General features: G+C 61.1%; 21 protein-coding genes. 16 read left to right on the plus strand and 5 right to left on the minus strand.

The annotated features are described in order from the left end of the window. Positions 1 to 46: 46 nt before the first annotated feature. Together H2510_RS18480 and H2510_RS18485 are read right to left on the minus strand one after the other, a co-directional pair. The gene (locus H2510_RS18480; protein ID WP_186629755.1) at positions 47 to 517 is read right to left on the minus strand and encodes a PaaI family thioesterase; all 471 of its coding nucleotides are present in this window, start codon (positions 515 to 517) and stop codon (positions 47 to 49) included. 221 nt (positions 518 to 738) lie between these two features. Then, a complete protein-coding gene (locus tag H2510_RS18485; RefSeq protein WP_315901442.1) occupies positions 739 to 1461 on the minus strand; it encodes a hypothetical protein in 723 nt (240 codons plus the stop codon). A gap of 241 nt (positions 1462 to 1702) precedes the next feature. Between H2510_RS18485 and H2510_RS18490 the strand changes: the two genes are divergently transcribed. Genes H2510_RS18490 through H2510_RS18500 form a run of 3 tightly spaced genes read left to right on the plus strand, consistent with a single transcriptional unit; the run spans position 1703 to position 5141 of the window. Then, positions 1703 to 3178: an iron chelate uptake ABC transporter family permease subunit gene (locus H2510_RS18490; RefSeq protein ID WP_186629757.1), complete on the plus strand. Its 1476-nt coding sequence runs from the start codon at positions 1703 to 1705 to the stop codon at positions 3176 to 3178. After that, entirely contained in the window at positions 3175 to 4278 is a 1104-nt protein-coding gene (locus H2510_RS18495) for an iron chelate uptake ABC transporter family permease subunit (RefSeq protein ID WP_315901432.1), read from the plus strand. Before H2510_RS18490 ends, H2510_RS18495 begins: the two co-directional genes overlap by 4 nt. Then, complete coding sequence (locus H2510_RS18500; protein ID WP_186629758.1) at positions 4275 to 5141, plus strand: ABC transporter ATP-binding protein; 867 nt, start codon at positions 4275 to 4277, stop codon at positions 5139 to 5141. Before H2510_RS18495 ends, H2510_RS18500 begins: the two co-directional genes overlap by 4 nt. On the opposite strand, the gene H2510_RS18505 is transcribed toward H2510_RS18500, so the two are convergent. Next, positions 5138 to 7672, minus strand: a complete 2535-nt coding sequence (locus H2510_RS18505; protein ID WP_186629759.1) for a phosphatidylglycerol lysyltransferase domain-containing protein — start codon at positions 7670 to 7672, stop codon at positions 5138 to 5140. The genes H2510_RS18500 and H2510_RS18505 overlap by 4 nt on opposite strands. 104 nt (positions 7673 to 7776) lie before the next feature. Next, the gene (locus H2510_RS18510; protein ID WP_186629760.1) at positions 7777 to 9078 is read right to left on the minus strand and encodes an esterase family protein; all 1302 of its coding nucleotides are present in this window, start codon (positions 9076 to 9078) and stop codon (positions 7777 to 7779) included. A 197-nt stretch (positions 9079 to 9275) separates the two neighbouring features. Here H2510_RS18510 and H2510_RS18515 point away from each other — a divergent pair, with 197 nt between their 5' ends. The 4 genes from H2510_RS18515 (at position 9276) to gndA (ending at position 14251) form a co-directional block, all read left to right on the plus strand. Continuing rightward, entirely contained in the window at positions 9276 to 9692 is a 417-nt protein-coding gene (locus H2510_RS18515; RefSeq protein WP_186629761.1) for a BlaI/MecI/CopY family transcriptional regulator, read from the plus strand. 24 nt (positions 9693 to 9716) lie between these two features. Beyond that, positions 9717 to 10679 (plus strand): M56 family metallopeptidase, encoded by a 963-nt coding sequence (locus H2510_RS18520; protein ID WP_186629762.1) that lies wholly within the window; start codon positions 9717 to 9719, stop codon positions 10677 to 10679. 280 nt (positions 10680 to 10959) lie between these two features. Then, positions 10960 to 12621 carry a DEAD/DEAH box helicase gene (locus tag H2510_RS18525; RefSeq protein WP_397517386.1) on the plus strand — a complete coding sequence of 554 codons (1662 nt, stop codon included), beginning with the start codon at positions 10960 to 10962 and terminating at the stop codon, positions 12619 to 12621. Between the two features lie 178 nt (positions 12622 to 12799). Then, positions 12800 to 14251, plus strand: coding sequence for an NADP-dependent phosphogluconate dehydrogenase (gene gndA, locus H2510_RS18530; protein WP_084345361.1), 1452 nt, complete (start codon positions 12800 to 12802; stop codon positions 14249 to 14251). A gap of 94 nt (positions 14252 to 14345) precedes the next feature. Here the strand turns inward: gndA and H2510_RS18535 are convergent, their stop codons facing one another. Then, the gene (locus H2510_RS18535) at positions 14346 to 14846 is read right to left on the minus strand and encodes a DUF4262 domain-containing protein (RefSeq protein ID WP_261393040.1); all 501 of its coding nucleotides are present in this window, start codon (positions 14844 to 14846) and stop codon (positions 14346 to 14348) included. Positions 14847 to 14984: 138 nt separating this feature from the next. On the opposite strand from H2510_RS18535, the gene H2510_RS18540 reads away from it, so the two are divergent. From H2510_RS18540 to H2510_RS18580, 9 genes are all read left to right on the plus strand, one after another. Continuing rightward, positions 14985 to 16280 (plus strand): DEAD/DEAH box helicase, encoded by a 1296-nt coding sequence (locus H2510_RS18540; RefSeq protein WP_186629764.1) that lies wholly within the window; start codon positions 14985 to 14987, stop codon positions 16278 to 16280. Then, positions 16277 to 17143, plus strand: a complete 867-nt coding sequence (locus H2510_RS18545; RefSeq protein WP_186629765.1) for a DMT family transporter — start codon at positions 16277 to 16279, stop codon at positions 17141 to 17143. Before H2510_RS18540 ends, H2510_RS18545 begins: the two co-directional genes overlap by 4 nt. Before the next feature lie 18 nt (positions 17144 to 17161). Beyond that, on the plus strand, positions 17162 to 18598 hold the full coding sequence (locus tag H2510_RS18550; protein ID WP_186629766.1) for a GuaB1 family IMP dehydrogenase-related protein: 1437 nt from the start codon (positions 17162 to 17164) through the stop codon (positions 18596 to 18598). Between the two features lie 124 nt (positions 18599 to 18722). Then, a complete protein-coding gene (locus H2510_RS18555) occupies positions 18723 to 18941 on the plus strand; it encodes a hypothetical protein (protein WP_186629767.1) in 219 nt (72 codons plus the stop codon). 3 nt (positions 18942 to 18944) lie between these two features. Then, positions 18945 to 20327: a hemolysin family protein gene (locus tag H2510_RS18560; RefSeq protein ID WP_186629768.1), complete on the plus strand. Its 1383-nt coding sequence runs from the start codon at positions 18945 to 18947 to the stop codon at positions 20325 to 20327. Beyond that, positions 20320 to 21441 (plus strand): hemolysin family protein, encoded by a 1122-nt coding sequence (locus tag H2510_RS18565; RefSeq protein WP_186629769.1) that lies wholly within the window; start codon positions 20320 to 20322, stop codon positions 21439 to 21441. Before H2510_RS18560 ends, H2510_RS18565 begins: the two co-directional genes overlap by 8 nt. A gap of 23 nt (positions 21442 to 21464) precedes the next feature. Continuing rightward, positions 21465 to 22391 (plus strand): 3-methyladenine DNA glycosylase, encoded by a 927-nt coding sequence (locus H2510_RS18570; RefSeq protein ID WP_186629859.1) that lies wholly within the window; start codon positions 21465 to 21467, stop codon positions 22389 to 22391. A gap of 63 nt (positions 22392 to 22454) precedes the next feature. Next, positions 22455 to 24629, plus strand: a complete 2175-nt coding sequence (locus H2510_RS18575; RefSeq protein ID WP_186629770.1) for a malate synthase G — start codon at positions 22455 to 22457, stop codon at positions 24627 to 24629. Positions 24630 to 24650: 21 nt separating this feature from the next. Further along, positions 24651 to 26381: a substrate-binding domain-containing protein gene (locus H2510_RS18580; protein WP_315901433.1), complete on the plus strand. Its 1731-nt coding sequence runs from the start codon at positions 24651 to 24653 to the stop codon at positions 26379 to 26381.

The following is a 26381-nucleotide window of genomic DNA, read 5'->3' on the forward strand; positions in this document are numbered from 1 at the left end:
CGCGGCAACGCGGCGCTCACGCCGCGCCGACAATCTCCTCGCGGGCTCATGTCGCGGCGTTTCCCAGAATTGCCGTGTCGACGATATTGGCGAGCCGAACCTTGCCTTGTGCAACATGCTTTCCAGCTTCGTCGGATATGTCCACCTGCCAGATCTGCTGAGTGCGACCCCGATGGACCGGGGTGGCTACGCCGGTGAGGCGACCCGAACGCGTTGCGCGGAGAAAGTCCGTGTTGTTGTTGACGCCCACGACGTGTCCGCGGTCACCGAGCCACACGCTCCCGCCGATGCTGGCAAGCGACTCGACCACGGCACAGAGAACGCCACCGTGCATGATCCCGGCTGGCTGGTGGAGCTTGGGCGTTACGTCCCAGGTCGCGCGGACTCGATCGCCGGAGACTTCGAGATACTCGAGTCCTAGGGTGCCGTCGAAACCCTGCGCGACCATCTCGGTGATGTCGGCTGGATCGACATTCGTATCAGAGGGAGTTGTTGCCTTCGGTTCGTTCTGGCTCATTCAGGCCCTCCTAGTGTGTGGTGGCCGCGCGTGGCGAGCGGCGAGTGTTCTCCCCAGAACTACACGAGACCCAGCCGAGAAAAATCGGCGGGCCCCACATCCGAATGGATGTAGAGCCCGCCGCGGCAAGGACCGGGAGTCACTGCAGCCCTCAGGACTCCGGCGCGGTCCGTTAGTTTTCCGTCAGCCTAGGCTACCCTTACTGCATCTGCAAGGTGTGTTCACGACGCTCGAAATCGAACTCGTCCGATCGAGGTGGGACGCGAACGGACGGGAACTCCGGCAGCAACAAAGGCATCGAGAAGCGCTTGTCCGCGACGAGCACTCGATACTCCGAGCGATCTCGACAACATGGGCACGTGTGTCGATGCGCCGAGTACTGCATCACCGACCAACGACCAGAAGACCTGCGGATCGAGAGGCGCAGAGTCAGCGATCGCCCGAGAAACGGCATCGAGGGAAGTGATGCATCGGTGGGCTGTCCAGATCAGCAACGCTTCCTCACATGGAAGAGTGACCGTCCCCGAAGCCCCATCGAAGCTGTCGCCGGGCAAGACTCTCAGCACGGGCGAAGTGAGCCCCGCCCAGTCGATACCGCCGTCGCTGTCCATGTGAATCCACAGATTGTCGATGCCTGGATCCCACGCACGCCCCTGAAGAACCAACAAGGCGACGACGCGGCCCACGATTGCATGAATCAGCGCGGTTGCCACCTGAATCGCTGCCACGTCGGGAGTCTTCACGTCCTCGAGGGAACGAGTGACCATCTGTGCTGCTCGACCATTTTCGAGGCCTACTGCCAACTGCCACCAGCGACGCTTGGCTTCGTTCGCCATCGATGCAACCGCATACATGCGGGGGTAGTCCGAGTTCAAGGCACGAAGGCCGACGCACGCCCCGCCGAGTGGACCGCCCTCATCGCTGCACCCAATCGAACGATGCACATCGGCCCAGGCATCGGACGTCGTTGTTGCAACTGACACCAGAACACTCCCTTGTTCGAACGACATAGCCCTGAAGAGCCACATTCAGTAGGTTAGCCTAACCAATCTTTCGAGTGAACACCGAGGCTTCGGCTTTTATGAGCCTGTATGGATTGGCTAGCCTTCCCGGACGTAGGTAGGGACAAAGGGTTCCGTAACCTAAGCAGCATTACCTTCAACAAAGTGAGGAGTCACTACTACTGTGACGACGGCCCCATCACTCGGATCGAAAAGTCCCAGTCCACCTTCGGACGTGGACTTTTCGAAAGAGCAGATTCCACGCGGCCCTGCCCCGTGGTATCTCCGCGTCGTGGCAGCGTTCGTCGACCTTGCGATCGTGCTGTTACCTCTGGGGATCGGGTGGTCGATCGTCGATTCTCTTCGCGACGACAATGGTGGTGGTGAGGCGGACAGGTTCGTCTTCGGAGCCATCTCGGTGGTCGTTGCAGTCGGGTTGCTGCTCTGGAATCAGGGTTTTCGTACTGGGCACGACGGTCAGAGCACTGGCATGCGATGGACTGGACTCGTAGTCCGTGACTCCACAACCCGAGGACCGATCGGTGTCCGTCGAGGACTCTGTAGACAGTTCGCTCTCGGCCGCTCGAGCACCGAGGTGGTACGTGAAAAGACCGCATACGCCGAACAGTTCGAACCCGTCCCACGCGAGAACTCGGTGCAGGCCATCCGTAAACGTAGGCAGTTCGGACTTCTCGTTCTGACCGTCGCGCTGGCAGCCGCGATTCTCGCCAGCATCGCCATCGGAGCGAGGCCGCTGACATTCGCCGAGATCGGCAACGCACTGGTGCATTCGACCGGCACCGATACCGACATCATCGTTCGCACCCTGCGCGTCCCGCGCACCCTTCTTGCGCTTGTCGTCGGAATCGCACTCGGGATCGCCGGAGCCTTGATCCAAGGCCATACGAGAAACCCCTTGGCCGACGCCGGACTGCTGGGTCTGAATGCCGGAGCAGCCTTTTTCGTTGTGCTCGCCATCTACCTTTTCGGGTTCAACTCCCCCAGCCAGTACCTTTGGTTCGCCTTTGCCGGTTCGGCGCTGGCGAGCGTAGTGGTCTTCGGGTTGTCCTCTATCGGGAACGGGAAGGCGAGTCCGCTCAACCTTGCGCTCGCGGGTGCCGCTGTCGCGTTTTTTCTGTCGGCCATGACCAATGCAGTGGTGCTGATAGACCAGACCACCTTGGACGGTTACCGGTTCTGGTCGGTGGGTTCGGTTGCCGGCCGGGGCCTCGACGTCCTCTGGCAGGTTCTTCCGTTCCTCGTACTCGGTGTCCTCATCGCTCTCGCCAGCACTCCTGGCCTCAACGTCATGAGCCTCGGCGAGGACGTCGCACGCTCGTTGGGAGTCAACATCGCACTCAGCAGAACTGTCGGGATCATCGCCATTACGCTGCTGACGGGTGCAGCGACAGCAGCGTGTGGACCGATCGCGTTCATCGGACTGGTGGTTCCGCACGTCGCCCGCGTCGTCACCGGACCGGACTATCGATGGCTCGTCCCCTATGCAGGTTTGATGGGCGGCGTGATGCTGCTGATGGCAGATGTCATCGGACGCGTCGTCGTGCGACCCGGTGAACTACAGGTGGGCATCGTCCTTGCGCTGTTCGGGGCCCCATTCTTCATTGCGCTGGTCCGTCGGCGAAAGCTAGCGAGCCTGTGACCACAGTGGAATCGAAGACCACGTCGGCAGAGGCAACAAAGCTGACAGTTCCATCCAGGCCCGGTTTTCGGATCGGTCGCCTTTCGTTGGTGCGGCGTCCCTTCATGGTGCTCGTCAATCTCGTTCTGCTGGCGGCCCTGTTGTTGTTGATGTGCATCAACATCGGACGTGGTGACTTCCCCCTGTCGATAGGGCACGTCATCGACGTTCTGCTCGGCGGCGGCACACGAATCGAGCGATTCATCGTGATGGACTTAAGATTGCCGCGCTCTCTTACCGGAGTGCTCGTCGGTATGGCACTCGGTATGTCCGGTGCTGTGACGCAATCCATCTCGCGAAACTCACTCGCGAGTCCAGACATCCTCGGTATCACCGCCGGCGCCAGTGCTGCAGCCGTGGCACTCATCGTCCTCGGTGGCGGTAGCACCTTCGCCGGCATTCTCGCGACCCTCGGATTGCCGCTCGCTGCGCTCATCGGTGGAATCGCCACCGCGGCGATCATCTACGCACTCGCATGGAAGCGCGGCGTCCAGGGGTTTCGGTTGATCCTCGTCGGAATCGCGATCAATGCCATGCTGACAGCGTCGATCGGATGGCTTCTCATCAGTGCCGACATCAACGATGTGTCGCGAGCTCAGCTATGGCTCAACGGCTCACTGAACGGTGCAGACTGGGGTTCGGTGTGGCCGGTCATGAGCGCGGTGCTCATAGTCGGCGGCCTGACCGTCGTATCGTCTTTCACCCTCGGCGCCCTCCGCCTCGGCGACGACAATGCTCGATCCCTCGGCGTGCGACTGCAATTGCGTCAGGCAGCGTTGCTTCTCGCTGCGGTAGCGCTCGCGGCCATCGCGACGGCCGCTGCCGGCCCCATCGGGTTCGTGGCGTTGGCAGCCCCTCAGATCGCACTGCGGCTAGTGAGAACACCCGGGCCGCCGATCATTGCGTCGGCAATCCTGGGTGGGTTACTCGTCGTCGGCAGCGATCTCATCGCGCGAACGATCCTGCCGGTAGAGCTCCCCGTCGGCATCGTGACCTCCGCACTCGGCGGACCGTTCCTTCTGTACCTTCTCGTCCGCAGCAATCGAAAGGCCTCCGCATGACCGCCACCGATCTGCCACGTCTCGTCGCGGAGGATCTCACTCTCGGATACGGAGACCGCATCGTCGTAGAGAATCTCGGCCTCGAGGTTCGGACCGGTGTCATCACCACGGTGATCGGGCCAAACGGGTGCGGCAAATCGACTTTGTTGCGCGCTCTCGGCCGGTTGCTCAAACCCAAGTCGGGCAGGGTTGTTCTCGACGGAAAAGCGATCTCGTCGATGCGCACGAAGGACGTCGCACGGGTCCTCGGGATGTTGCCGCAGGCACCCGTTGCGCCGGAAGGCTTGACAGTCGCCGACCTCGTCTCGCGGGGTCGGCACCCCCATCAGTCCTGGATTCGACAGTGGAGTTCGGACGACGAGTCCGAGGTCGCGGACGCCCTCGAACTGACCGGAGTCGGTGATCTGGCCGATCGTCCGGTCGACGAACTGTCTGGAGGTCAGCGCCAGCGGGCTTGGATTTCCATGGCGCTCGCACAGGGCACGGACATTCTATTGCTCGACGAACCGACCACTTATCTCGACCTGGCGCACTCGCTGGAGGTTCTCGACTTGATCGACCGACTCCACGAAGACCTGGGCCGCACCGTGATCATGGTGCTGCACGACCTCAATTTGGCCGTTCGGTACAGCGACCAGATCATCGTCATGTCACAAGGCAAAATCGTCGAGGCAGGTCGCCCCCAGGACGTGATCTCGGAGAAGCTTCTACTCGATGTGTTCGGACTCGAAGCAAGAGTGATCGAGGACCCGGTGTCCGATCGCCCCCTCATCGTTCCTATCGGTACTCGACATGTCTACGGCGCCGTCGGCGGCCCACAGAGGCAAGCGGTCGCCACGACCTCGTTCTCCTCGGAGAGCTAACGCTCGATCATCGTTCGAACCAGTCGATAGCCCTGCCCCAGCGAGACTTCGGGTAGGTACGCCCGCCCGACTGCATTTCCGATGCTCGGCAATGCCGCTGGATCGGCGAACGTCATATGCATGGACTCGTACCTGGGCTGGAATTTCGATTTGAAGGCGAGCAGCGATCTGAATCCGTACACGGGTTCCAGGGTCCTGCCCAGTACGTCGAGCAAGCGATCGAGCAGAGTCGAGAACGTCGACGCATCCGTCGAAATTTCCGTACCTCGGCCGTCGTCGATCTTGGCCAACGGTGCACCGGACAGGCTCAGGAACCTCACTCCCTCTTGCTCGAGGAGCAGAGCGGCCGATGCGATGAGGAATTCCATTGCCGGTCGAAAGCCTTCGGCACGGCGACGCATGAAATCGAGAGTCCAGCCGACGATCTCGCCGTTCTCGTATACCGGCATCCAAGAGGTGATTCCGTGAACGGTCCGATGCTCGTCCACAGCGATCAGGCATCGGACGTGTGGATCGTCGACCTCTTCCAAGCCTCCCAGTGTGAAGCCCATTTCGGGCATTCCTTTATCGGCGACCCATTCCTCCGAGATCGCCGTGATCTGGTCGGTGATGGCGAGCGGAGCATCGGGGAAGCTGATCCATTCCGCGACCACACCTGCCTTCTTTGCTCGGTTCAAGGCGGTACGGACGTCTTGGAATCGTTTCCCGGTGAAAGCCAAATTCTCGAGGTCGAGGATTGTCTCCTCGCCCACCTGGATGCCACCCCACCCGATACTGTCTGTGATTTCCCGCACCTGAGGTGTCACTGAGTAGAAACACGGAATCCAACCGTTCTTCGAAGCAAACTCCGCGAAGTCGATGACGTTTTCTCGCAATCTTTCTCGTGGACCCACTGGATCACCGGTGGTCAGTGCTACGCCGGAAATGACGCGATACGCAACATAGCTCCGCGCATCGGTGGCGAACCAATATTTGTTGCCACGCCAGGTCGTCATCCACGACAGCGCGCTGCCACTGCTGGTTGTCAGCAATTCCTTGGCACGTTCGGTGGCGTCGGTATCGACGCCGTATGCAGGGGTGAGAAAGGTGTTGAGGACAAGTACGCACAGTGCCGCCCAGAACACGACGCCGGTCCATTCGAACAGCAACGTGGTCGGAATGCTCTCGGGCAAGAACCGTGGCTCCAGCCACTGGAGATACACCGGTGGGACCAACCTCTGGGGGAAGTCCGCGAGCAATCCGAGGATCGAAGGTTCGTTGTCGAATCCCCCGCGCGCCGCGAGACCACCCAGAACGTACAGAACAGCCAGACCCACTGCTGATCCGACGACAGCAAAGCCCCATGTGCGGTACGTCCCCTTCGGCGCCGACACATCGAAGAACTTTCGCGTCAGCAGCAGAAGAACGAGAACCGCAAGCGGTAGGAGAAACGGAACGATCGTGCGGTAAGCCGTCGGCGACTCGAGACCGTAGAAGACGGACTGGTCGTCGCCCGATTCCACGAATCTGATCGCAAAGTTGGCCATCGACAGCACCATCAGTACGATCTGTGCGAAAACTGTTGCAGTCCAGGCGAATTTACGACCTCGCCGCAGGCCGTCTGCCAGAAACAGCAAGAAGATCGACGGCATGAGAGAGAGTATCGTCGGACCCACTCCACCCAACCGCAACTCCAGAAGGCCGGTACGACATTCCGGATCGGTGGGTGAATCGGCACAGATTTCGCGTACCTCGGCGGCGGTGTAAGGAACCCCGCGCACGACGTCGCGGAGCACCGCGAACGGGCCGACGGCGTCGGGACTCAATGCAGCGATGACCGGACCGAGTGCACTTGCAGCCACGATGAGCGCAACGAGCACACGACCTTCGCGCTGCGTACCGGCGAGCCGTGGACCCCGCGCAGATCTGCCCACGATCACGGGACCGAGGAGTAGTCCGACCACAGCGGACGCGAGGCGAATGACATCCTGCAAATGTCCACTGAACAGCGCCAGCGTGACCAACAACGCAAGCAATCCCACGCGAATACGACGTCGCCACAAAGTGTCCATACGAGCGCTTGCCACCATGACGACACCCACGATCCACGTCGTAGGCCCGATAGCAGTCCCTACATGCAGCCGAAAACCCCAATCCGCATCGAACGTCTTGGCCAATGCTGCGACTCCGAGGCCTAGCAAGGCACCAAGTATCTGCGTGAGAAATGCAGCAATCGCAAACTTGACCGAACCTATCCTTCGTTCGATCGGAGCTGCGGCCACCAGGATCGCAACAATCGCTACCACGTACCCGAGAACACCCGGCGCGACAAGCCCGGAGGTCAACGCTGTCCATACCCGGAACTCCTCGAACGGCATGATCCCGACGGCGAAGTCACGATGAATCGTGTTGTGCCCGATGCTCGCCCCGAGAATGCCGAATACCAAGACTGCGGTCAGCAATCCGAAACTGACGGGTGCTCCCTTGGCGCCGAATACGATCAGTGCCCGCAGTCGCACGAGTTGTCGTACCGCTTTGTGCCACACCGTCACTGCTCGGAGTCTTCGCCGGTCGAGCCAAGACGGGGTCGCGGGGGTCGTGTCCGGCGCTGTCGCATCTTCCGATGGGACCTGTTGGTTTCCTTCGGAAATTTTGCTCACGAGATCAGCCCTACTCTCTGCATCAGCCACGGCAATTGCTCTTTCAGACCTTCGGACCAGACGGCGAAGCTGTGACCACCCGGCACTTCGGAGTAACGGACGTCCATTCCTGCTGCCTGAGCAGCTTCGAAGACCGTCTTCTGCCCTGGTTTGTAGTCGTTGTCGTCAGCGCCGACGACAAAGACGCCCCCAGAATCGGGAAACCGTCTCGTCTTCAGCAGATCCATTGGATTGACAGCCACGAATGCCGCGTCTTTCCCGCCGAACACGTCGTTCACTGTTCGGTTTCGATCACCGAGCGTCGGCTCGAGCTGGCCCGACAGATCGAGAAAGGTTGGATAGACATCTGGAAAGTTTGTTGCCATCTGCAGTGAGCACGTCCCGCCGTACGACAATCCCCCGATCGTCCAACTGCGAGGGTTCGGATCGACCTGCAGGGCGGATGTGAACCAACTCGGCACGTCCTTGGACAGGTATGTCGCCACATTGCCCAGAGGTGAATCCACGCAGAGCGGATTGGCCAGGGCCGAGCCAGTGGCGTCCGCTACCACGACGACCGGTGCGAGACCGGCATGCTCGCGCGCAAATGCGTCCATCGTTTCGATCAGCCTGCCCCCGTTCAGCCAATCTTCGGGCGCCCCAGGTTGGCCGGCAACAAGCACCAGAACCGGCAGCAGTGGGCGCGGATTTACAAAGTAGGCCGGCGGCAGGTACACCTGCGCCTCTCGTGCGCTGAATCCCGAAGCTGTCGCCGGAATCGACACCGAGGTCAGCTTGCCGGCGGACGGCATGTCGGCCGGAGGATTCCAGGACTTGTCCAGTGGATCGCCGGTGATCACGCCGGGTTCTGGCCCGGGTAGATCCGAGAGGGAGATTCGATCGGCCGAATCGACCCCGAACACTGTTGCGACCGTAGGATATGCCGAGAACACCAGGTTTACCTGCACGGATACCGCCAGAACGACGAGTAGCGCAGCGAGAATCGACGCCGCTCTACCCAGCAACCCCAACGCCACCATCGTTCTGGGCACCACCAACAGCAATGCGGCTGTGCCGACTGCGATCCATACGTAGATCTCGACCTCGATCGGATCCGGAAACGGCCGCCACATCTTCTCCACGACGTAGTAAAGAGAGAATCCGAAGACCGAGGCCATCACGAGCGCGATAGGTACCGCGCGCAGGAGGTACCACCGTCGCCTCGACACCAGTAACCACAGAGCACCGAGTAGGCCGAGGATCGATACCAAGATCGGCGTGGCGCCGCTGATCAGCGAAAGAGACACGATCGAGTGCACTCCGCCCCTTCCTGGACGTCGAAGGCTGGACTTCGATGAAGTTCTGACATCACTGCAGGATAGGCATGTCTCGGTACTAAATTGGGTCTGTCGATGAATTCCCCACGCAACAAGTAGGACCACGCTGCAATTGAGATCACAGAGTTACTACGTGGAGTAGTACGCATTTGTGTCGGACTACCCGTAGAGTTGGCTGAATGGCAGGTCTAGGCGAACTCGAGCGTGCAGTAATGGATCATCTGTGGGATTCCACGGAACCACAGACTGTTCGACAGGTGCACGAAGCGCTCGCCGCACATCGTGAACTGGCGTACACAACGGTGATGACCGTGCTCCAGCGGCTTGCCAAGAAGCAGCTGGTCATTCAGCAGCGCGATGATCGCGCACACCGCTATGCCCCACTACACAGCCGTGACGAATTGGTTGCGAGCCTCATGGTGGACGCACTCGCGCAAGCGCCCAAGTCCGGTGGACGAGCAGCAGCCTTGGTTCACTTCGTCGGCCAAGTAGGGGCAGACGAAGCAGCGGCCCTCCGAGAAGCATTGGCGGCTCTGGAGCTGGCACAATCGGATGTACATTCGACTTCACACGTCGGAGTGTCACAATCCGATTGATCCCTGCCATCGGTTAGTGAGGACATGAACTCCACCACTGCGCTGGTCTTCGCGGTACTCGCACTGCTTCTTGCAGGTCCCGTTCCTGCTGTGTTCAGTCGTGCGACATGGCCTTACCACGCGCCGCGTGCAGCTCTTGTCCTCTGGCAAGCAATTGCCATCGCTGCGGTGCTCTCGGCGTTCAGCTCGGGGCTGGCCATCGGCGGCCTACTGTTGGTCCCCGGTCCGGACGGCCGTCCAACCACAGCTCCGACGGATGAGATCGAAGCACTTGGCCTGCCGTTATGGATCCTGTACGTGGCCGTGCTGGCAATCACCTTGAGCATCGGCGCCAAGCTGCTGTTCTCCTTCGTTCAAGTATTCGTCCGAACACGGCGTCGGCGGGCTCGACATCGCATTTTAGTCGACCTGCTCGATCGCAGCAGTGACTCCGCACGGCCGTTCCCGGGCGTGCGCAACGCGGACATACGTGTTCTCGACGCCGTAGAACCGATCGCCTATTGCCTCCCAGGCCTTCGTCAACGCGTGGTGCTCAGTGAGGGTGTGTTGACCAACCTCAACAGGTCCGAGATCACGGCAATCCTCAGTCACGAACGGTCACATCTACGATCGCGTCACGATCTAGTCCTCGAGGCGTTCACAGCAGTCAACGAGGCTTTTCCACGCATAGTCCGAAGTCGATCCGCGCTCGGAAGCGTGCAGTTGCTCGTCGAACTGTTGGCCGACGACTGTGCCGTCAAGGTCACCGGGCCGACACCGCTGGCTCGGGCACTCGTGACGTGTGCCGGATCGACCGCTCCGCGTGGTGCACTCGCGGCAGGCGGCCCGAGCACCCTGATCAGGGTGCGACGTCTAGGTGGTCCTCGCACCGACATCCGCATCAGTATTGCGGCGTATCTTGCCGCCGCGATCATTTTGGTTCTGCCGACGATTTTCGTCGCGATGCCGTGGCTAGACGAACTCGGTCGGCTACTCGGACCGGGCTAGACGTGTCGTTCGGTCACGGAAGTAGGACAGCTCACATATTTCGAGTCGATGAATCGAAGACCGGTCGCGTACAGTAGTCCTAGGTCGCCATCGCGGCCTAGTAATTCGATAAGGCACAAACAGCCCCACTCTGCGCGAAGTTCAACTGCGCAAGGATGGCCAGGTGACAGTGCCCTGGCTCGTCTCTATGTGATCTAGCTGTTTTATGTGCCCTTCTCCTGCGGGTCTTTTCTCAGCTGTGGCTTCGTGGCGTGCCCGTAATCCGGAGAGGTTTTACTGCGTGACTCACGCTGTTTCGACTAGTACACCAACTACACCCACCGCGGACGAAGTACCGACCACGGTCGTTACCTTTGCTGAACTCGGACTTCCCGAGGCGGTAGTGGCCGCTTTGGCCCGCAACTCCATCACCGTGCCTTCGCCGATCCAGGCCAAAGCACTCCCCGACGCGATTGCCGGGAAGAATGTGCTCGGACGTGCACAGACAGGTTCGGGTAAGACCCTGGCGTTCGGTCTTCCAATCCTCGCTCGCCTCGCACAGCACACTGATAGGCCTGCAGCCAAGCGTCCTCGCGCGCTGGTTCTGGTTCCGACCCGTGAGCTTGCTTTCCAGGTCGTGGACTCCCTGCTCCCCTACGCAAATGCGCAGGGTCTTCGTTTGCTTGCTGCGGTTGGCGGCACGCCGTTCAACAAGCAGGTCGAGCAGCTTCGCCGAGGAGTCGACGTTCTCGTCGCGACACCAGGTCGTCTTGCCGATCACCTACGCCAGAGCACCTGCATTCTCGACTCCATCGAGATCACTGCCCTCGACGAAGCCGACCAGATGGCCGACATGGGTTTCCTTCCAGAGGTGCGCGCCGTTTTGGCGGACACACCGGCCGATGGACAGCGAATGCTGTTCTCCGCCACCCTCGATCGTGAAGTCCAATCACTCGTTCGCCAGTTCCTACCCGATCACGTCGAGCACTCGACGCAGGACGGCAAGGCCAGTGTCAACACGATGGATCACTACATGCTGATGGTCGATCGTGGCCAGAAGGACGTCGTTCTCTCCGAGATCGGTGCCCGCGACGGCAGGACGATCATGTTCGCTCGGACCAAACTCGGATGCGATGGCATCACCGACCGCCTTCGCGCTCTCGGCATCGCTGCAGAGTCGCTACACGGCGGCAAAGCACAGAACCAGCGCACCCGCGTTCTCGAGCGTTTCAAGGCCGGGCGCACGCCTGTCTTGGTTGCAACGGACGTCGCAGCCCGTGGAATTCACGTCGACGGAATCGATCTGGTCGTTCACGTCGATCCGCCCGCCGATCACAAGGACTACCTTCACCGCGCGGGCCGTACCGCCCGTGCAGGCGAAAAGGGCACAGTCGTCGCGATAGTCCTGCCGAACCAGCGTCGACAGGTTCAGCGTCTGACCGGCATGGCTGGAGTCAAGGCGACTTCGGTCAACGTCGCACCAGGCTCGGCCGAGCTCAACAGCATTACTGGAGCGAAGAAGCCGACGGGCGACCCATTGCGCGCCGAAAGCAGTGCGCCTAGGGACCGGCGCGACAGCCGCCCTCGCTCGGGTGGCTACCAGGGTGACCGTCCGCGTACCGGCGGTTACCAGGGTGACCGCCCCCGTACCGGCGGCTACCAAGGTGACCGGTCGACATCAGGTGGATACCAGGGCGATCGGTCGAGTTCGGGTGGCTACCAAGGTGACCGTCCCCGTACCGGTGGGTACCAGGGTGACCGTCCCCGTACCGGCGGCTACCAGGGTGACCGTCCGCGCACCGGCGGCTACCAAGGCGACCGACCGAGTTCGGGTGGATACCAGGGTGACCGACCGCGCACGCAGTCGACATTCGTCCGCGAAGAGTCGAAGACAAGCGGATTTCGTAGCCGCACCGATCGCCGCTCGTACGACGGTTTCGATGGGCCCGCGCGCGATCACTGATAGTTGATCGGCACAGTTCATTCGACAATGGAGGGCACCGCTTCGCAAGAAGCAGTGCCCTCCATTTTTGGTTGCTGCGACCGTCTGAGCTCTGTCCGGCAACAAATTTCGCTGACTGGATCGACGCGATGCGCGTGCCTGGCTTTCGTTTGTGCGCTTGGCAAGGAAAGCTGTACTCATGACCTCAGCAGTGGACTCGTCAGAACTCGCCCAGATCGGTGTCACCGGCCTTGCAGTGATGGGCTCGAACATCGCCAGGAACTTTGCGCATCACGGACATACGGTTGCGCTTCACAATCGCAGTATTTCCAAAACGGATGCACTCCTCGAGGCGCACGGTAGCGAAGGCAAGTTCATTCGCACTGAGACGATCGAAGAATTTGTCGCCGCACTGCAGAAGCCTCGCCGAGTCTTGATCATGGTCAAAGCCGGCGAGCCGACCGACGCTGTGATCGAAGAACTCGCCGGTGCCATGGAACAGGGCGACATCATCATCGACGGCGGAAACGCGCTCTACACAGACACGATCAGACGCGAAGCTTCGCTGAAGGAGCGTGGACTGCTGTTCGTCGGCGCAGGAATCTCCGGTGGCGAAGAAGGCGCACTCAACGGCCCGTCAATCATGCCCGGTGGTCCAGTCGAGTCCTACAAGGCACTCGGCCCCCTCCTCGAATCCATTGCCGCACAGGTGGACGGAACACCGTGCTGCACTCACATCGGTCCGGACGGCTCCGGCCACTTCGTCAAGATGGTGCACAACGGCATCGAGTACGCCGATATGCAGTTGATCGGCGAGGCTTACAACCTGTTCCGTGACGCGCTGGACTACTCACCCGCCAAGGTTGCGGACGTCTTCACCGAGTGGAACAAGGGCGACCTCGAAAGCTACCTCGTCGAGATCACAGCGGAGGTCCTTCGACAGGTCGACGCGAAAACAGGCCAGCCGTTGGTCGACGTCATCGTCGACGCTGCCGAGCAGAAGGGCACCGGCCGGTGGACGGTCAAGGCCGCGCTCGACCTCGGCGTGCCGGTGACAGGTATCGCCGAAGCCGTGTTTGCACGCGCACTCTCCGGCTCGCGTACGCAGCGCGAGGCCGCTGTCGGGTTGGCATCGGGCGTACTCGCAGACAAGCCAACGGATGCCGAGCAGTTCACGCACGACATCAGTCGGGCGTTGTACGCATCCAAGATCGTTGCGTACGCGCAGGGGTTCGATCAGATCGCGGCAGGCAGCACCGAGTACGACTGGAACCTTCACCCGGGTGATCTCGCCACGATCTGGCGCGGAGGCTGCATCATCCGTGCACGCTTCCTCAACCGAATCAAAGATGCGTACGAAGACAATTCCTCGCTTCCGAGCTTGATTCTCGCGCCGTACTTCCGTGACGCGATCGAAGACGCAATCGACAGCTGGCGCCGCGTCGTCATCACCGCGGCGTCACTCGGCATTCCGGTGCCTGCCTTCGCCTCTTCGCTGGCGTACTACGACGCACTTCGCGCCGAACGGCTCCCTGCCGCATTGACTCAGGGCCAGCGAGATTTCTTCGGCGCGCACACCTACGAGCGCATCGATTCCGAGGGCAAGTTCCACACGCTCTGGAGCGGTGACCGAAGCGAAGTTCAAGCCTGAGTTCAACCGAGCACGGCCGTAGGGTGCGGTGGCAACCACCACATGTCCGATGGTTGCCATCGCACCGTCGCCCAACAAGATCCAAAATTCGTATTCAGTCGTACAGACCCCAGCCCAGCGGTGTTCCGAGAATGGGTTGCACGATCGTCGAAGACACGTCGCCTTCCCATGGCAAGTCCCCCTGGTAGTCACGCCACACGGCCTGGACCGCGCGGATCCGATCCGATGGGTACACCTCCGAAGCCATGAGGAGCCACTCTTCGCAGTACGTCACGTCGACGAAGTGGAAGTTGAAACCAGCTGCCGTGCACTCCATGCCGGGCTCGAACGCCCGACCGCCGAGGATCACCCGCCTGGCCAGCGTGTTCAATGCCGCAGCAGATTCCCCGGGTGATCGCCCCGTCACGATCAACTCGGGGTGGCCGAGGGCCGTCAAACCGACTGTGTAGCAGAATGCCGGTTCGATCACCCCGGCATCGTCTGGATCGAAGTTCGAATTCACCTCCGAATTGACATACTGCAAAGCCCAGCCATGGCGGTCCACGAGGCTGTGCACGTTCCGCACGTAGTCCTCCATCGACTGCCCGTCACACATTGCACACATAGCTCCCCCAAGCTTGTCGGGATCCAACAGCGAAAAGGCCGGCCGGATAAATGGTCTCGAACGTATGTTCGTATCGAGAATGATTGCCTATGGCACCGACAGAAAGTTGCCGGGCGGTACTGTTCCGCTATGCCCCGTTCCGAAACGTCGTTCGCCGATTTGGGACTCCGACCTGTCCTTGTCCATGCTTTGCGTCGGATCGGTATCGATGTTCCGTTCGACATTCAGACGGCAGCGATCCCCGATGCCCTTGCTGGACAAGACATTCTCGGTCGCGCGCCGACCGGATCGGGGAAGACCCTTGCATTCGGATTGCCGATGCTCCAGCGACTGTCGGGTGCGAGTAGCCGCCCGAAGTGTCCCCGCGGGTTGGTACTCGTTCCGACACGTGAGCTGGCCTTGCAAATCGAACGGGCACTGGAGGAACCGGCACTCGCGTTGGGCGTCCGAGTGATGGGAATCGTCGGCGGGGTGCCGATGAAGCGCCAGTCCGAACGCCTCATGCGCGGCGTCGACGTCGTTGTGGCTACCCCAGGACGTCTCGAGGATCTCCTCCAGCACGCCGCTGTCTCGCTCACCGACATCGACATCACAGTGGTGGACGAAGCTGACCGGATGGCCGATCTCGGCTTTCTGCCGCAGGTGCGAAAGCTTGTGGACCGCACCCCGAAAGGTGGACAGCGAATGCTGTTCTCAGCGACCCTCGATGGAGATGTCGACGACCTGGTGCAGCGGTACTTCGACTCCCCCGCCATTCACTCCGCCGAGCCACCCCCACTCGCCCAGGCGACAATGAAACACCTCTTCTTCCGAGTGGCCGACACCGACAAGAATTCGATCGCACTGCGGATCGCGGCGCGAACAGGGCGAACAATGATCTTTCTGCGCACCAAGCATGCGGTGGATCGATTCACCGCGGCCCTGCGCGAAGTGGGCGTGCCTGCACTCGCGTTGCACGGTGACAAATCTCAGGCCAATCGAACCAGAACTCTCGCTGCATTTGCGGACGGTTCGGTTCCTGTCCTGGTCGCCACCGACGTCGCGGCACGTGGCCTGCACGTCGACGGAATTACTCTTGTCGTGCACGTCGACCCGCCGGCTGATGCCAAGGACTACACGCATCGCGCCGGGCGCACAGCGCGCGCAGGCGAGATCGGCACCGTCGTCACGCTGGTCATCGATAGCCAGCAATCGCACGTCGAGACACTAGCCGCCGAGGCTGGAATCGTGGCGGAGTTCACCGATGTGACGGCGTCGAGTCCAGCGCTGGCCGAATCCACGGGTGCGCAGGCACCTCCGGGGTCACCGATCGTCGAAGTGACACCGACAGTCGACCAGACCGGGCGCACACGCGAGGTCGGGCGCCGTAAACGCCCGGTGCCTCGGCGCACCCGGGACAAGCCAGGTCGATCGGGTCGACGATGAACGGACTTCCGGTGTTGTCGATGGTGCTGGCACTGATTGCAGCATTCCTGTTCGCTTGCGCATCGGTCGCTCAACAAAGTGCCGCCTCAGCGGTACCCGAGGGCCAATCGCTGATCACCACACTCATCCGAAGCCCACGGTGGTGGGCCGGTCTCTGCGGCGACATCGGGGGGTACGGATTTCAGGTTGCCGCACTGTGGGTCGGCTCGGTCCTCGTAGTGCAACCCTTGATCGTCTCGATGCTGCTGTTCGCACTCCCTCTGTCTGCCAAATTCGCCGGCTACCGGATGACGCGTTCGACATGGGTGTGGGCGGTGGCGTTGGCAGCCGCGCTCGCGGTGTTCATCGTCGTCGGTGACCCAACGGAGGGAAACTCCGATGCACCGTTTTCCGACTGGATGATTCCGTTGGCCATTGCATCGGGCGTCGTGTTGGTCGCCACTGTTGCGGGGTTGTTGTCGACCAACCCGGGTTGGCGAGCACTGCTGCTGGGTGCGGCCGGAGGAGTGCTCTTCGGGATGGCCGTTGCGTTGACGAAGTACGTCACCGATCTTTTGGGAACCGGTCTTGTCGAAGCAGTTACTGCCTGGCAGACATACGCACTCGTCGGGTGCGGAATCCTCGGCTTCTACCTCCAGCAGCGCGCTTTTCAGTCCGGTCCGTTGTCTGCTTCACTTCCCGCTATCACCATCGGGGAACCGTTCGGAGCCGCGTTTCTCGGAATCACCGTCCTGGACGAACGCGTTCGCGACGACGCGTTCTCCTTGGTGGTCATCGCGGTGTGCGTGACAGTGATGATCGTTGCAACCGTTGCCCTCTCGCGAGCGCAAGCAAAGGTCACCGGACACCCTGTCGCGCGATGACGGGTACGCTGACCCAACGTGCAGTTCCTCGATGGCCAACATCCGCCCTATGACCTGACATACGACGATGTTTTTCTCGTCCCGAACCGAACCGATGTCACTTCTCGGTTCGATGTCGACCTCTCCACTGTCGACGGATCGGGTACAACCATCCCTATTGTCGTCTCGAACATGACCGCCGTCTCGGGCCGCAGAATGGCCGAGACTGTTGCTCGTCGGGGTGGTATTGCCGTTCTTCCTCAGGATCTACCGACCACAGCCGTGGCCGAGACCGTCGCGTTCGTCAAGAGCCGGGATCTGATCGCAGACACTCCGGTCGTACTCGGTCCGGATGCGTCGGTGTCGGACGCACTCGCGTTGATGCACAAGAGGGCCCACGGTGCAGTAGTCGTCGTGGAAGGCGGCCGACCCATCGGTGTCGTCACCGAGTCGACCTGTGCGGATGTCGACCGGTTCGCCAGACTGCAATCTGTCGCCGCGACCAACTTCGTCAAGGTGCCGTCCGATGCGTCCCCTCGTACGATCTTCGATGCGTTGGATGCCGCTCATGAGGGACTTGCCGTTCTGATCGGACCGAATGGGGTACTCGCCGGTGTGTTGACGCGCACCGGGGCAATCCGTACCGGCATCTACGCGCCCGCTGTGGACGGTTCGGGGCGTCTGCGCGTCGCGGCCGCTGTCGGAATCAACGGCGATGTCGCGGCGAAGGCTCAGGCGCTCGTCGAGGCCGGTGCAGACCTACTCGTGATCGACACCGCGCACGGCCACCAGAAGAAGATGCTCGACGCTTTGGCTTCGGTCCGGTCTCTCGATCTCGGTGTCCCACTCGCGGCAGGCAATGTCGTTTCCGCTACAGCGACTCGAGATCTCGTGGCCGCCGGCGCGAATATCGTCAAGGTCGGCGTCGGGCCCGGGGCGATGTGCACGACACGGATGATGACTGGAGTCGGCCGACCACAGTTCTCGGCCGTCGCTGAGTGTTCGGCGGCTGCCGCCGAAGTGGGTGCCTCGGTCTGGGCAGACGGCGGGGTCCGCCATCCCCGAGATGTCGCGCTTGCGTTGGCAGCGGGCGCGGCGAACGTAATGATCGGGTCATGGTTCGCCGGTACTTATGAGTCACCTGGCGATCTTCGGTTCGATTCAGCGGGCAACGCGTACAAGGAGAGCTTCGGAATGGCGTCCAAGCGCGCCGTCGCGGCACGCACGGTGGCCGACAGTGCGTTCGATCGAGCAAGGAAGGCGCTGTTCGAAGAGGGAATCTCCAGTTCGCGGATGCGCTTGGACCCGGATCGCCCCGGCGTCGAGGATCTCATCGATTACATCTGTTCCGGAGTTCGAAGCACCTGTACCTATGCAGGTGCCCGCACCCTTCCAGAACTTCATGAGCGCGCTGTGCTCGGTGTGCAGTCGGCGGCCGGCTTCGCCGAAGGTCGCCCGCTTCCATCCGGGTGGTGACCTGTGACGGCGGTCGGTTCGGCCCGAGATCCGACCTCGTGCCTGACAGCCGGTAGAATGGTGGCTCACGCTTACAACTCACTTCCGCCGATCGATTCGTCGCGGAACAACAGAAGGGAACCAGGTGCCTGAGGCACCCGTCATCACCAGCACCGAGACTGCGCCGACCGAGTCCGGTGACGAGGGATCCACTTCGGAGGGCTCCTCTATCGAGCCGGGAGACAAACCCGGCGATCCACCATCGTTCAAGCTAACTCCACACCGCGGCGGGGTGACATTCGGCCGCGGCGCACTTGCTTCCGGCCAGGGTGCGATGCTCCTCTCGGAACTTCGGCGGCGGTAGCGGATGGACATAGTAATCAGCGTCGCCGGCCTCATCGGTTTCGTGGCGCTTACCGCAGGTACCGCGTTGTTCGTGGCAGCCGAATTCTCTCTGACAGCGCTCGAGAAGAGCACAGTCGACTCGTCGGTGAGCACCGTCGGAGATGCGCGCTCACGCCAGGTTCAACGTGCACACCGAACGCTGTCGTTCCAGCTCTCCGGGGCCCAGCTCGGCATAACCATCACCACACTCATCACCGGCTATCTCGCCGAACCCGTCCTCGCTGGCTTCTTCGTCCCAGTTTTGACTGCGCTCGGCGCATCCACTTCCGTTGCATCCGCTGTGTCGTTGGCCGCAGCGCTGATCATCGCGACGTCGTTTTCGATGATCTTCGGTGAACTGGTCCCGAAAAACATCGCAATCGCGATGCCGATGGGAACTGCGAGGGCGACAGCAGGCGCAATGTCCGGGTTCTCGATGGTATTTCGCTGGGCGATCAACGGACTCAACGGCTCTGCCAACTGGTTGGTGCGCAGACTCGGACTCGAACCTGCCGAAGAATTACGCTCGGCGAGATCAGCGAGTGAGCTGGGATCGCTCGTGCGCACGTCTGCGCGCCAAGGATCCCTGGATGAGGGCACGGCCAGACTCGTTGGCCGATCGTTGAAGTTCGGCGAGCGATCCGCGGAGGAATTGATGACACCCCGGGTCAAAGTCGAGTCACTGTCGGTGTCCGACTCGGTATCCGACCTTATAGAAACGGCAGCTAGAACTGGCTTTTCGCGTTTCCCGGTAGTCGACGGAGACCTCGATGACACTGTCGGTGTCGTACACATCAAACATGCTTTCACCGTGCCGATCGGTAAGCGTGCAGAGACTCGCCTGGCCTCTCTCGCACAGGATGTACCGGTCGTGCCGTCGAGTCTCGACGGTGATTCGGTGATGGAGCGCGTTCGTTCCGACGGCATGCAAGTTGCCCTCGTAGTCGATGAATACGGTGGCACAGCAGGCTTGGTGACCATGGAAGACCTGATCGAGGAGATCATCGGCGACGTCAGGGACGAACACGACGAGCCCGAGATCGACGTCCAGCGGTTCGGGGACAGTTGGCTGTGCTCGGGACTGCTCCGAATCGACGAAGTGGCAGCCGCCACCGGGTACCGGGCGCCGGAAGGCGAGTACGACACCATCGGCGGACTCGTGTTGACCGAACTGGGCCGTATTCCTGTCGAAGGTGACCGCGTGATCCTGCCCGATCCACCTGAGGAAGACCCCGCCGATACGCATGGTGGATGGGTGGGTCGAGTCACCAGAATGGATGGCAGACGGATCGATCGAGTGATGTTGCGACCGGTCGGCCCCGACGTGATAGAGCAGATCCGATCGGAGGACAGAGCTCGTGGGTGATTATCTCTCGGTACTTCTCGCCGTCCTCCTTCTCGGAGGCAATGCGTTTTTCGTGGGAGCCGAGTTCTCACTGATTTCGGCGCGTCGTGACCGACTCGAATCCTTGCTGGCGCAAGGAAAAAAGAATGCAAAATCGGTAATCGAGGCCAGTCAGAATCTGTCCCTCATGCTTGCTGCGGCACAGCTGGGAATCACGATCTGTTCCATCCTCCTCGGCCGCGTTGGCGAGCCGGCGGTGGCACATCTAATCGAGAAGCCACTCGATCTCGTCGGAATCCCGGAAAGCCTGCTGCACCCGATCGCCTTCACCATTGCACTGGCGCTGGTCGTGGTGTTGCACATCCTCATCGGCGAAATGGTCCCGAAGAACATCGCGATCGCAGGCCCGGAGAAGACGGCAATGTTGCTTGTTCCTATCCATCTGATGTTCATCAAACTGGCCAAACCGCTGATCTCGTTTTACAACATGTGCGCCAACCTCACATTGCGTGCACTGCGCATCGAGCCCAAAGACGAATTGGATTCGTCGGTGTCCGCTGTCGAGCTCTCGCAGATGATCGGTGAGTCACGATCGGAAGGTCTCATCGACGAGGAAGAGCACCGACGCCTCACTCAGGCGCTGGAAATCTCCGGGCGCACGGTGGCCGAGGTGCTCATTCCATCCGCCAAGGTCCGCAGCGTTCGACTCTCCGGCCTCGAACCCGGCTCCGGTCCTACGCTCGGATCCGTCGAAGAGGCAGTGATCGCCACAGGCTTCTCGCGATACCCGGTCCAAGCCGAGGATGGATCGATGGTCGGATATCTCCATCTGAAGGATGTTCTGAGCTACATGCTCGACGATGCTGCTGGTCCGGAGACGGTCATACCGCGTTCCGAGGTTCGAAGACTGCCGGTCGTCACCTCCGAGACCATGCTCGACGACGCGTTGACTCGACTTCGGCGTGCCAGCAGTCACCTGGGCGCGGTGAGCGATTCGTCCGGCACGATGATCGGGATCGTGGCACTGGAAGACTTGGTAGAGGAGTTCGTCGGAACCGTCCGTGACGGCACGCACCGCATCGCAGGGCCGTCGCCGGGCCAGTCTTCGCCGGCACGTTCCGGTGGCGAGAACTGAAAGATGACGAGCCTCGACCGATGATGCAGACCTCAGCAACCGAGAAGTCGGCGACGTTGACGGAGCCGGAGTGGACGAGCAGACGTGCGGACCACTCGGCTCGGGTCAACCGCTTGATCGGCGCCTATCTGCACGATCGGGCACAGGGCATCACACATCCAGTACTCGATTTTCTGTTCACCTACTACAGCTACAAACCCGGCCACCTGAAGCGTTGGAACCCAGGTTTCGAGGTAGTCCTGACCGGTGAATCCGCTCAGGACTACGCTGCGTTCGCGTCCTACGAACAGGTAGCCGGACCGGACTTCGGGTATCGGGTACGGCGCTCTCTGGTCGAGCAGCGGCGTTCGGCCATCGTGTTCACCCGGGACCTCCTCGAGGCGACCATGACACGCCAACCCAATCTGGGATGTTTCGGGCTCCATGAGTGGGCGATGGTCTATCGGGGTGGACAGCCAGCCTTGCGACACGGATCGGTGCCGCTTCGGCTCGGCCACGACGGCACCGATGCAGTGGTCGAGTCGATGAAGATTCGCTGCACGCATTACGACGCGTTCAGGTTCTTCACCCCCGACGCCGCCCCCAAAAATTTTCTCGACCTGTCCCCGGCAAGTAGGACCGAACGAGAGCAGCCTGGTTGTGTGCACGCGAGCATGGATCTGTACAAGTGGAGCTACAAACTCTCACCGTTGATCGACTCGAACCTTGTGCTCGACTGTTTCGAGCTTGCACTCGATGCTCGAACGATCGATATGCGCGCCAGTCCGTACGACCTCTCCGCCTACAGCCTCTCGCCTATCGCAATCGAAACACCGGCCGGTCGGGCAGAGTATGTGCGCGCGCAAACCGACCTGTCGGCCAGGGCTGCCCCTCTCCGTTCGGAGCTGGCGATGCGATGCGAGAATCTACTGGTGAGCGGCGGGTACGGCGTCCGACTTACTGCCGAGTAACATTAGAGCCGATGTCGTTTTACCGCCCTTCTGGGCGCCCAGACCGGAAAGAGTGAGGAATTCATGACTGAGCGAGTTCGTGTCGGTGGTCTTCAAGTCGCCAAGGTGCTGTACGACTTCGTACAGAACGAGGCACTTCCGGGTACAGGTGTGCAATCGGAGGCGTTCTGGTCCGGTGCCGAAGCGGTAATTACCGATCTGTCCCCCAAGAACAAGGCGCTCTTGGCCGTTCGTGAAGAGATTCAGGGCAAGGTCGACGCCTGGCACGGTGAGCATTCCGGAATCGACTACGACCGTGCGGCGTACAAGTCGTTCCTGAAGGAAATCGGCTACCTCGTCGACGAACCCGCCGACTTCGACGTCGCCACCACAGGCGTCGACACAGAAATCACGTCGACGGCCGGACCACAGCTCGTCGTTCCCGTACTCAACGCGCGTTTCGCGATCAATGCATCGAATGCCCGTTGGGGCTCGTTGTACGACGCGTTGTACGGCACAGATGCCATCCCCGAAACGGACGGCGCAGAAAAGGGCACCTCCTACAACAAGGTTCGTGGAGACAAGGTCATCGCCTTCGCTCGCGATTTCCTCGACGAGGCAGCCCCCTTGGCGTCCGGGTCACATGTCGGATCGACCGGATATGTCGTCGACGCGGTTTCGCTGACAGTCACCCTCGCCGACGGAACCACCACCGGCCTCAAAGATCCAGCGCAGCTACTCGGATACAACGGGACACCGGATGCACCAACAGCAATTCTGTTCGTGCACAACGGCTTGCATTTCGAGATTCAGATCGATTCGAACAGCCCGATCGGTGCCACCGACGCGGCGGGCGTGAAGGACGTACTGCTCGAATCGGCAGTAACGACCATCATGGACTTCGAGGACTCGGTCGCGGCTGTGGACGCCGACGACAAGGTTCTCGGCTACCGCAACTGGCTCGGATTGATGAGAGGCGATCTCGCCGAGGATGTTTCCAAGGGCGGAAAGACGTTCACTCGCGTTCTGAACGCTGATCGCACGTACACCGGAGTCGACGGGTCACCTGTCACACTCCACGGACGCTCACTGTTGTTCGTCCGTAACGTCGGACATCTGATGACCTCGGACGCCATTCTCGACGCCGATGGCAACGAAGTTCCCGAGGGCATCCTCGATGCGCTGTTCACCTCGCTCACCGGAATGCACTCGTTGACCGCGGACAACGTCCTCTCCAACAGCCGAACCGGTTCGCTGTACATCGTCAAGCCGAAGATGCACGGACCCGATGAGGTTGCGTTCACCGCGGAACTCTTCGGCCGCGTCGAGCAGGTGCTCGGATTACCGGAGAACACGCTCAAGGTGGGCATCATGGACGAAGAGCGTCGTACCACGGTCAACTTGAAGGCTTCGATCCTGGCAGCGAAGGAGCGGGTGGTCTTCATCAACACCGGTTTCCTCGACCGCACCGGCGACGAGATCCATACCTCGATGGAGGCCGGCGCAATGGTCCCCAAGGGCGAGATGAAGGCCCAGAAGTGGATCTCGGCGTACGAGGACTTCAACGTCGATACCGGACTCGCGGCGGGCATGAAGGGTAAGGCACAGATCGGCAAGGGCATGTGGGCGATGCCCGATCTCATGCACGACATGCTCGAGCAGAAGATCAACCACCCGAAGGCCGGCGCCAACACCGCATGGGTTCCTTCTCCCACCGCGGCCACTTTGCACGCATTGCATTACCACAAGGTCGACGTCTTCGCCCGCCAGCTCGAATTGGCAAAGGCCAAGCGCGCGACCGTCGACGAGATCCTCGAGATTCCGCTTGCCCCCGCCACCGACTGGAGCGAAGAGCAAAAGCAGAAGGAAATCGACAACAGTGCACAGTCGATCCTCGGCTACGTCGTACGGTGGATCGATCACGGTGTCGGTTGCTCCAAGGTGCCCGACATCAACGACATTGCATTGATGGAAGATCGCGCGACGCTGAGGATTTCGAGCCAGTTCATCGCGAACTGGTTGCGCCACGGCATCGTCACCGAGGATCAGGTCCGTGCGAGCCTCGAACGCATGGCCCCCATCGTCGATCGCCAGAATGCGTCCGACCCGACGTACAAGAACCTGGCTCCCAACTTCGATACCAACATCGCATTCCAGGCCGCCAGCGAGTTGATCTTCCAAGGGGCCAAGCAGCCGAGCGGATACACCGAACCGATTCTGCATCGACGCAGACGCGAGTACAAGGCCGCGGGCAACTGACGGTCTCGTAACCCTTCGCACGTGGGTGAACATCGCAACTCCGGTGGAATACGGAGTATCAGCAAAGGCCCATTGATCACGGTGGGCGCCATCATCGTGGTGGTGCTCGCCGTGTTCGGGTGGTTCGAATTGCGTGATCGGATAGCAGATCAGGGTGCTGCGGCAGCGGAAACCTGCGTCGAGGGTGCCGAGACTTTGTCGGTCACGGTGGATCCCGATATTGCCTCGCAAGTTACCGACCTCGCGACACGGTTCGCGGCTACCGGACCCGTCGTTCGCGATCACTGCATTTCCGTCGCGGTGGAGGTGGCGGATTCGACTGCCATCGCCGGCGCACTGGCAGCAGGAGAGCCGAGCTGGGACGCCTCGGCTCTCGGACCGATCCCTGCGCTGTGGATACCACGTTCGTCCAACTCGATCACCGCGCTTCCGGCTGGAACCGTCGACGGGACGCCGAAAACGATTGCGAGCACCCCTGTTGTGCTTGCGAGTCCTCCTCAGTTGACTGCGGCACTGGAAGCGAAGGGTGTCGGTTGGGCCGATCTCCCTGCACTGCAGAGCAATCCGGAGTCGTTGCTCGGCCTCTCTCTTCCAGGATGGGGTGGCCTTCGGATGCAACTCCCCGTCGGACGGGACTCCGATGCGACGACAGCGGTTCTCGCCGCCGTCGGATCGTCGACAACACCCTCCTCCGATGTGCCGATGACAACACTGCAACTGCCCCTGAAGTCGCCGACGCGGTCTGCGTTGGCCGCTCTCGCGACCACAGACCGCGGGGTTGCGGCTGCGGTACCCGATTCCACGGATATGGCGTTGTCCAGGTTGGCAGGAGAGCTCTCACCCGATGGCGACATCCATTCGGTTCCGGTGACCGAACAACAACTCGGTACGTCCGGTCAGAGTGAATTGACGGGATATGCACCACCCGGCTCGACGGTGTCGATCGACTATCCGTCGGTCATCATGTCCGGGCCTTGGATGAACGAGACGCTCAGGCGTGCCGGCGCCCAGTTCGTCGAGTTCATCTTGCAAGCGGAGAACTCGAAGATGTTCACCGACGCGGGATACGACCCTCCTGGATCATCACCTCTCGGCGCCACAACCGGACCCGACGTCCGCACAGCATTGCTCGACGCTGTGACGAATCCTGCAACAGAGCGTCGAGCGACAGTTGTCATGGATGTATCGACATCGATGGAGACCGAAGAAGGTAGACGATCGCGTCTGCAGAACGTCACATCTGCACTCACCGCACAGTTCGACGCAGTCATCGATTCGACCGAACTGGGTTTGTGGTCCGACAGCAAGGATCTGGACGAAGATCGTCCGTATCGGATATTGGTTCCCACCGGCACGGTCTCCGAACAGCTTCCTGCCGGTAGCAGACGGCAAGCGCTCATTGCTGCGGCACAGAGCCAGAAACCCGAGAAAGTAGCCTCGACCTACCCGTCGATGATCGCGGCATACCGTGCTGCACTCGAAGGTTTCGTCCCGGGAAGGCCGAACAGCGTCCTCATCGTCACAGACGGCCCGAACGACGATCCGGCGGAGTCGTCCGAGAGTGTGTCGACCGATATCACCAAGCTTGTCGATCCGGCCAGACCTGTAGCGGTCGATGTCATATCGATCGGAACCAATGCCGATACTGCGGACTTGGAGGCGGTGTCCACAGTCACCGGTGGCACGTTCACCACTGTTCCGTCGTCGGACGGGTCCGACCTAGCTGCACTTCTCGGAAAGTTCTTGTACTGA

This window comes from Rhodococcus sp. BP22, assembly GCF_014281965.1.
Lineage (GTDB): Bacteria > Actinomycetota > Actinomycetes > Mycobacteriales > Mycobacteriaceae > Rhodococcoides.

Excerpts from the sequence above, each read along its gene's own strand:
- H2510_RS18480 (WP_186629755.1), bottom strand. The coding sequence starts at position 517 with ATGAGCCAGAACGAACCGAAGGCAACAACTCCCTCTGATACGAATGTC.
- H2510_RS18520 (WP_186629762.1), top strand. The coding sequence starts at position 9,717 with ATGAACTCCACCACTGCGCTGGTCTTCGCGGTACTCGCACTGCTTCTT.
- H2510_RS18500 (WP_186629758.1), top strand. The coding sequence starts at position 4,275 with ATGACCGCCACCGATCTGCCACGTCTCGTCGCGGAGGATCTCACTCTC.
- H2510_RS18535 (WP_261393040.1), bottom strand. The coding sequence starts at position 14,846 with ATGTGTGACGGGCAGTCGATGGAGGACTACGTGCGGAACGTGCACAGC.
- H2510_RS18570 (WP_186629859.1), top strand. The coding sequence starts at position 21,465 with ATGCAGACCTCAGCAACCGAGAAGTCGGCGACGTTGACGGAGCCGGAG.
- H2510_RS18540 (WP_186629764.1), top strand. The coding sequence starts at position 14,985 with ATGCCCCGTTCCGAAACGTCGTTCGCCGATTTGGGACTCCGACCTGTC.
- H2510_RS18560 (WP_186629768.1), top strand. The coding sequence starts at position 18,945 with ATGGACATAGTAATCAGCGTCGCCGGCCTCATCGGTTTCGTGGCGCTT.
- H2510_RS18515 (WP_186629761.1), top strand. The coding sequence starts at position 9,276 with ATGGCAGGTCTAGGCGAACTCGAGCGTGCAGTAATGGATCATCTGTGG.
- gndA (WP_084345361.1), top strand. The coding sequence starts at position 12,800 with ATGACCTCAGCAGTGGACTCGTCAGAACTCGCCCAGATCGGTGTCACC.
- H2510_RS18545 (WP_186629765.1), top strand. The coding sequence starts at position 16,277 with ATGAACGGACTTCCGGTGTTGTCGATGGTGCTGGCACTGATTGCAGCA.
- H2510_RS18575 (WP_186629770.1), top strand. The coding sequence starts at position 22,455 with ATGACTGAGCGAGTTCGTGTCGGTGGTCTTCAAGTCGCCAAGGTGCTG.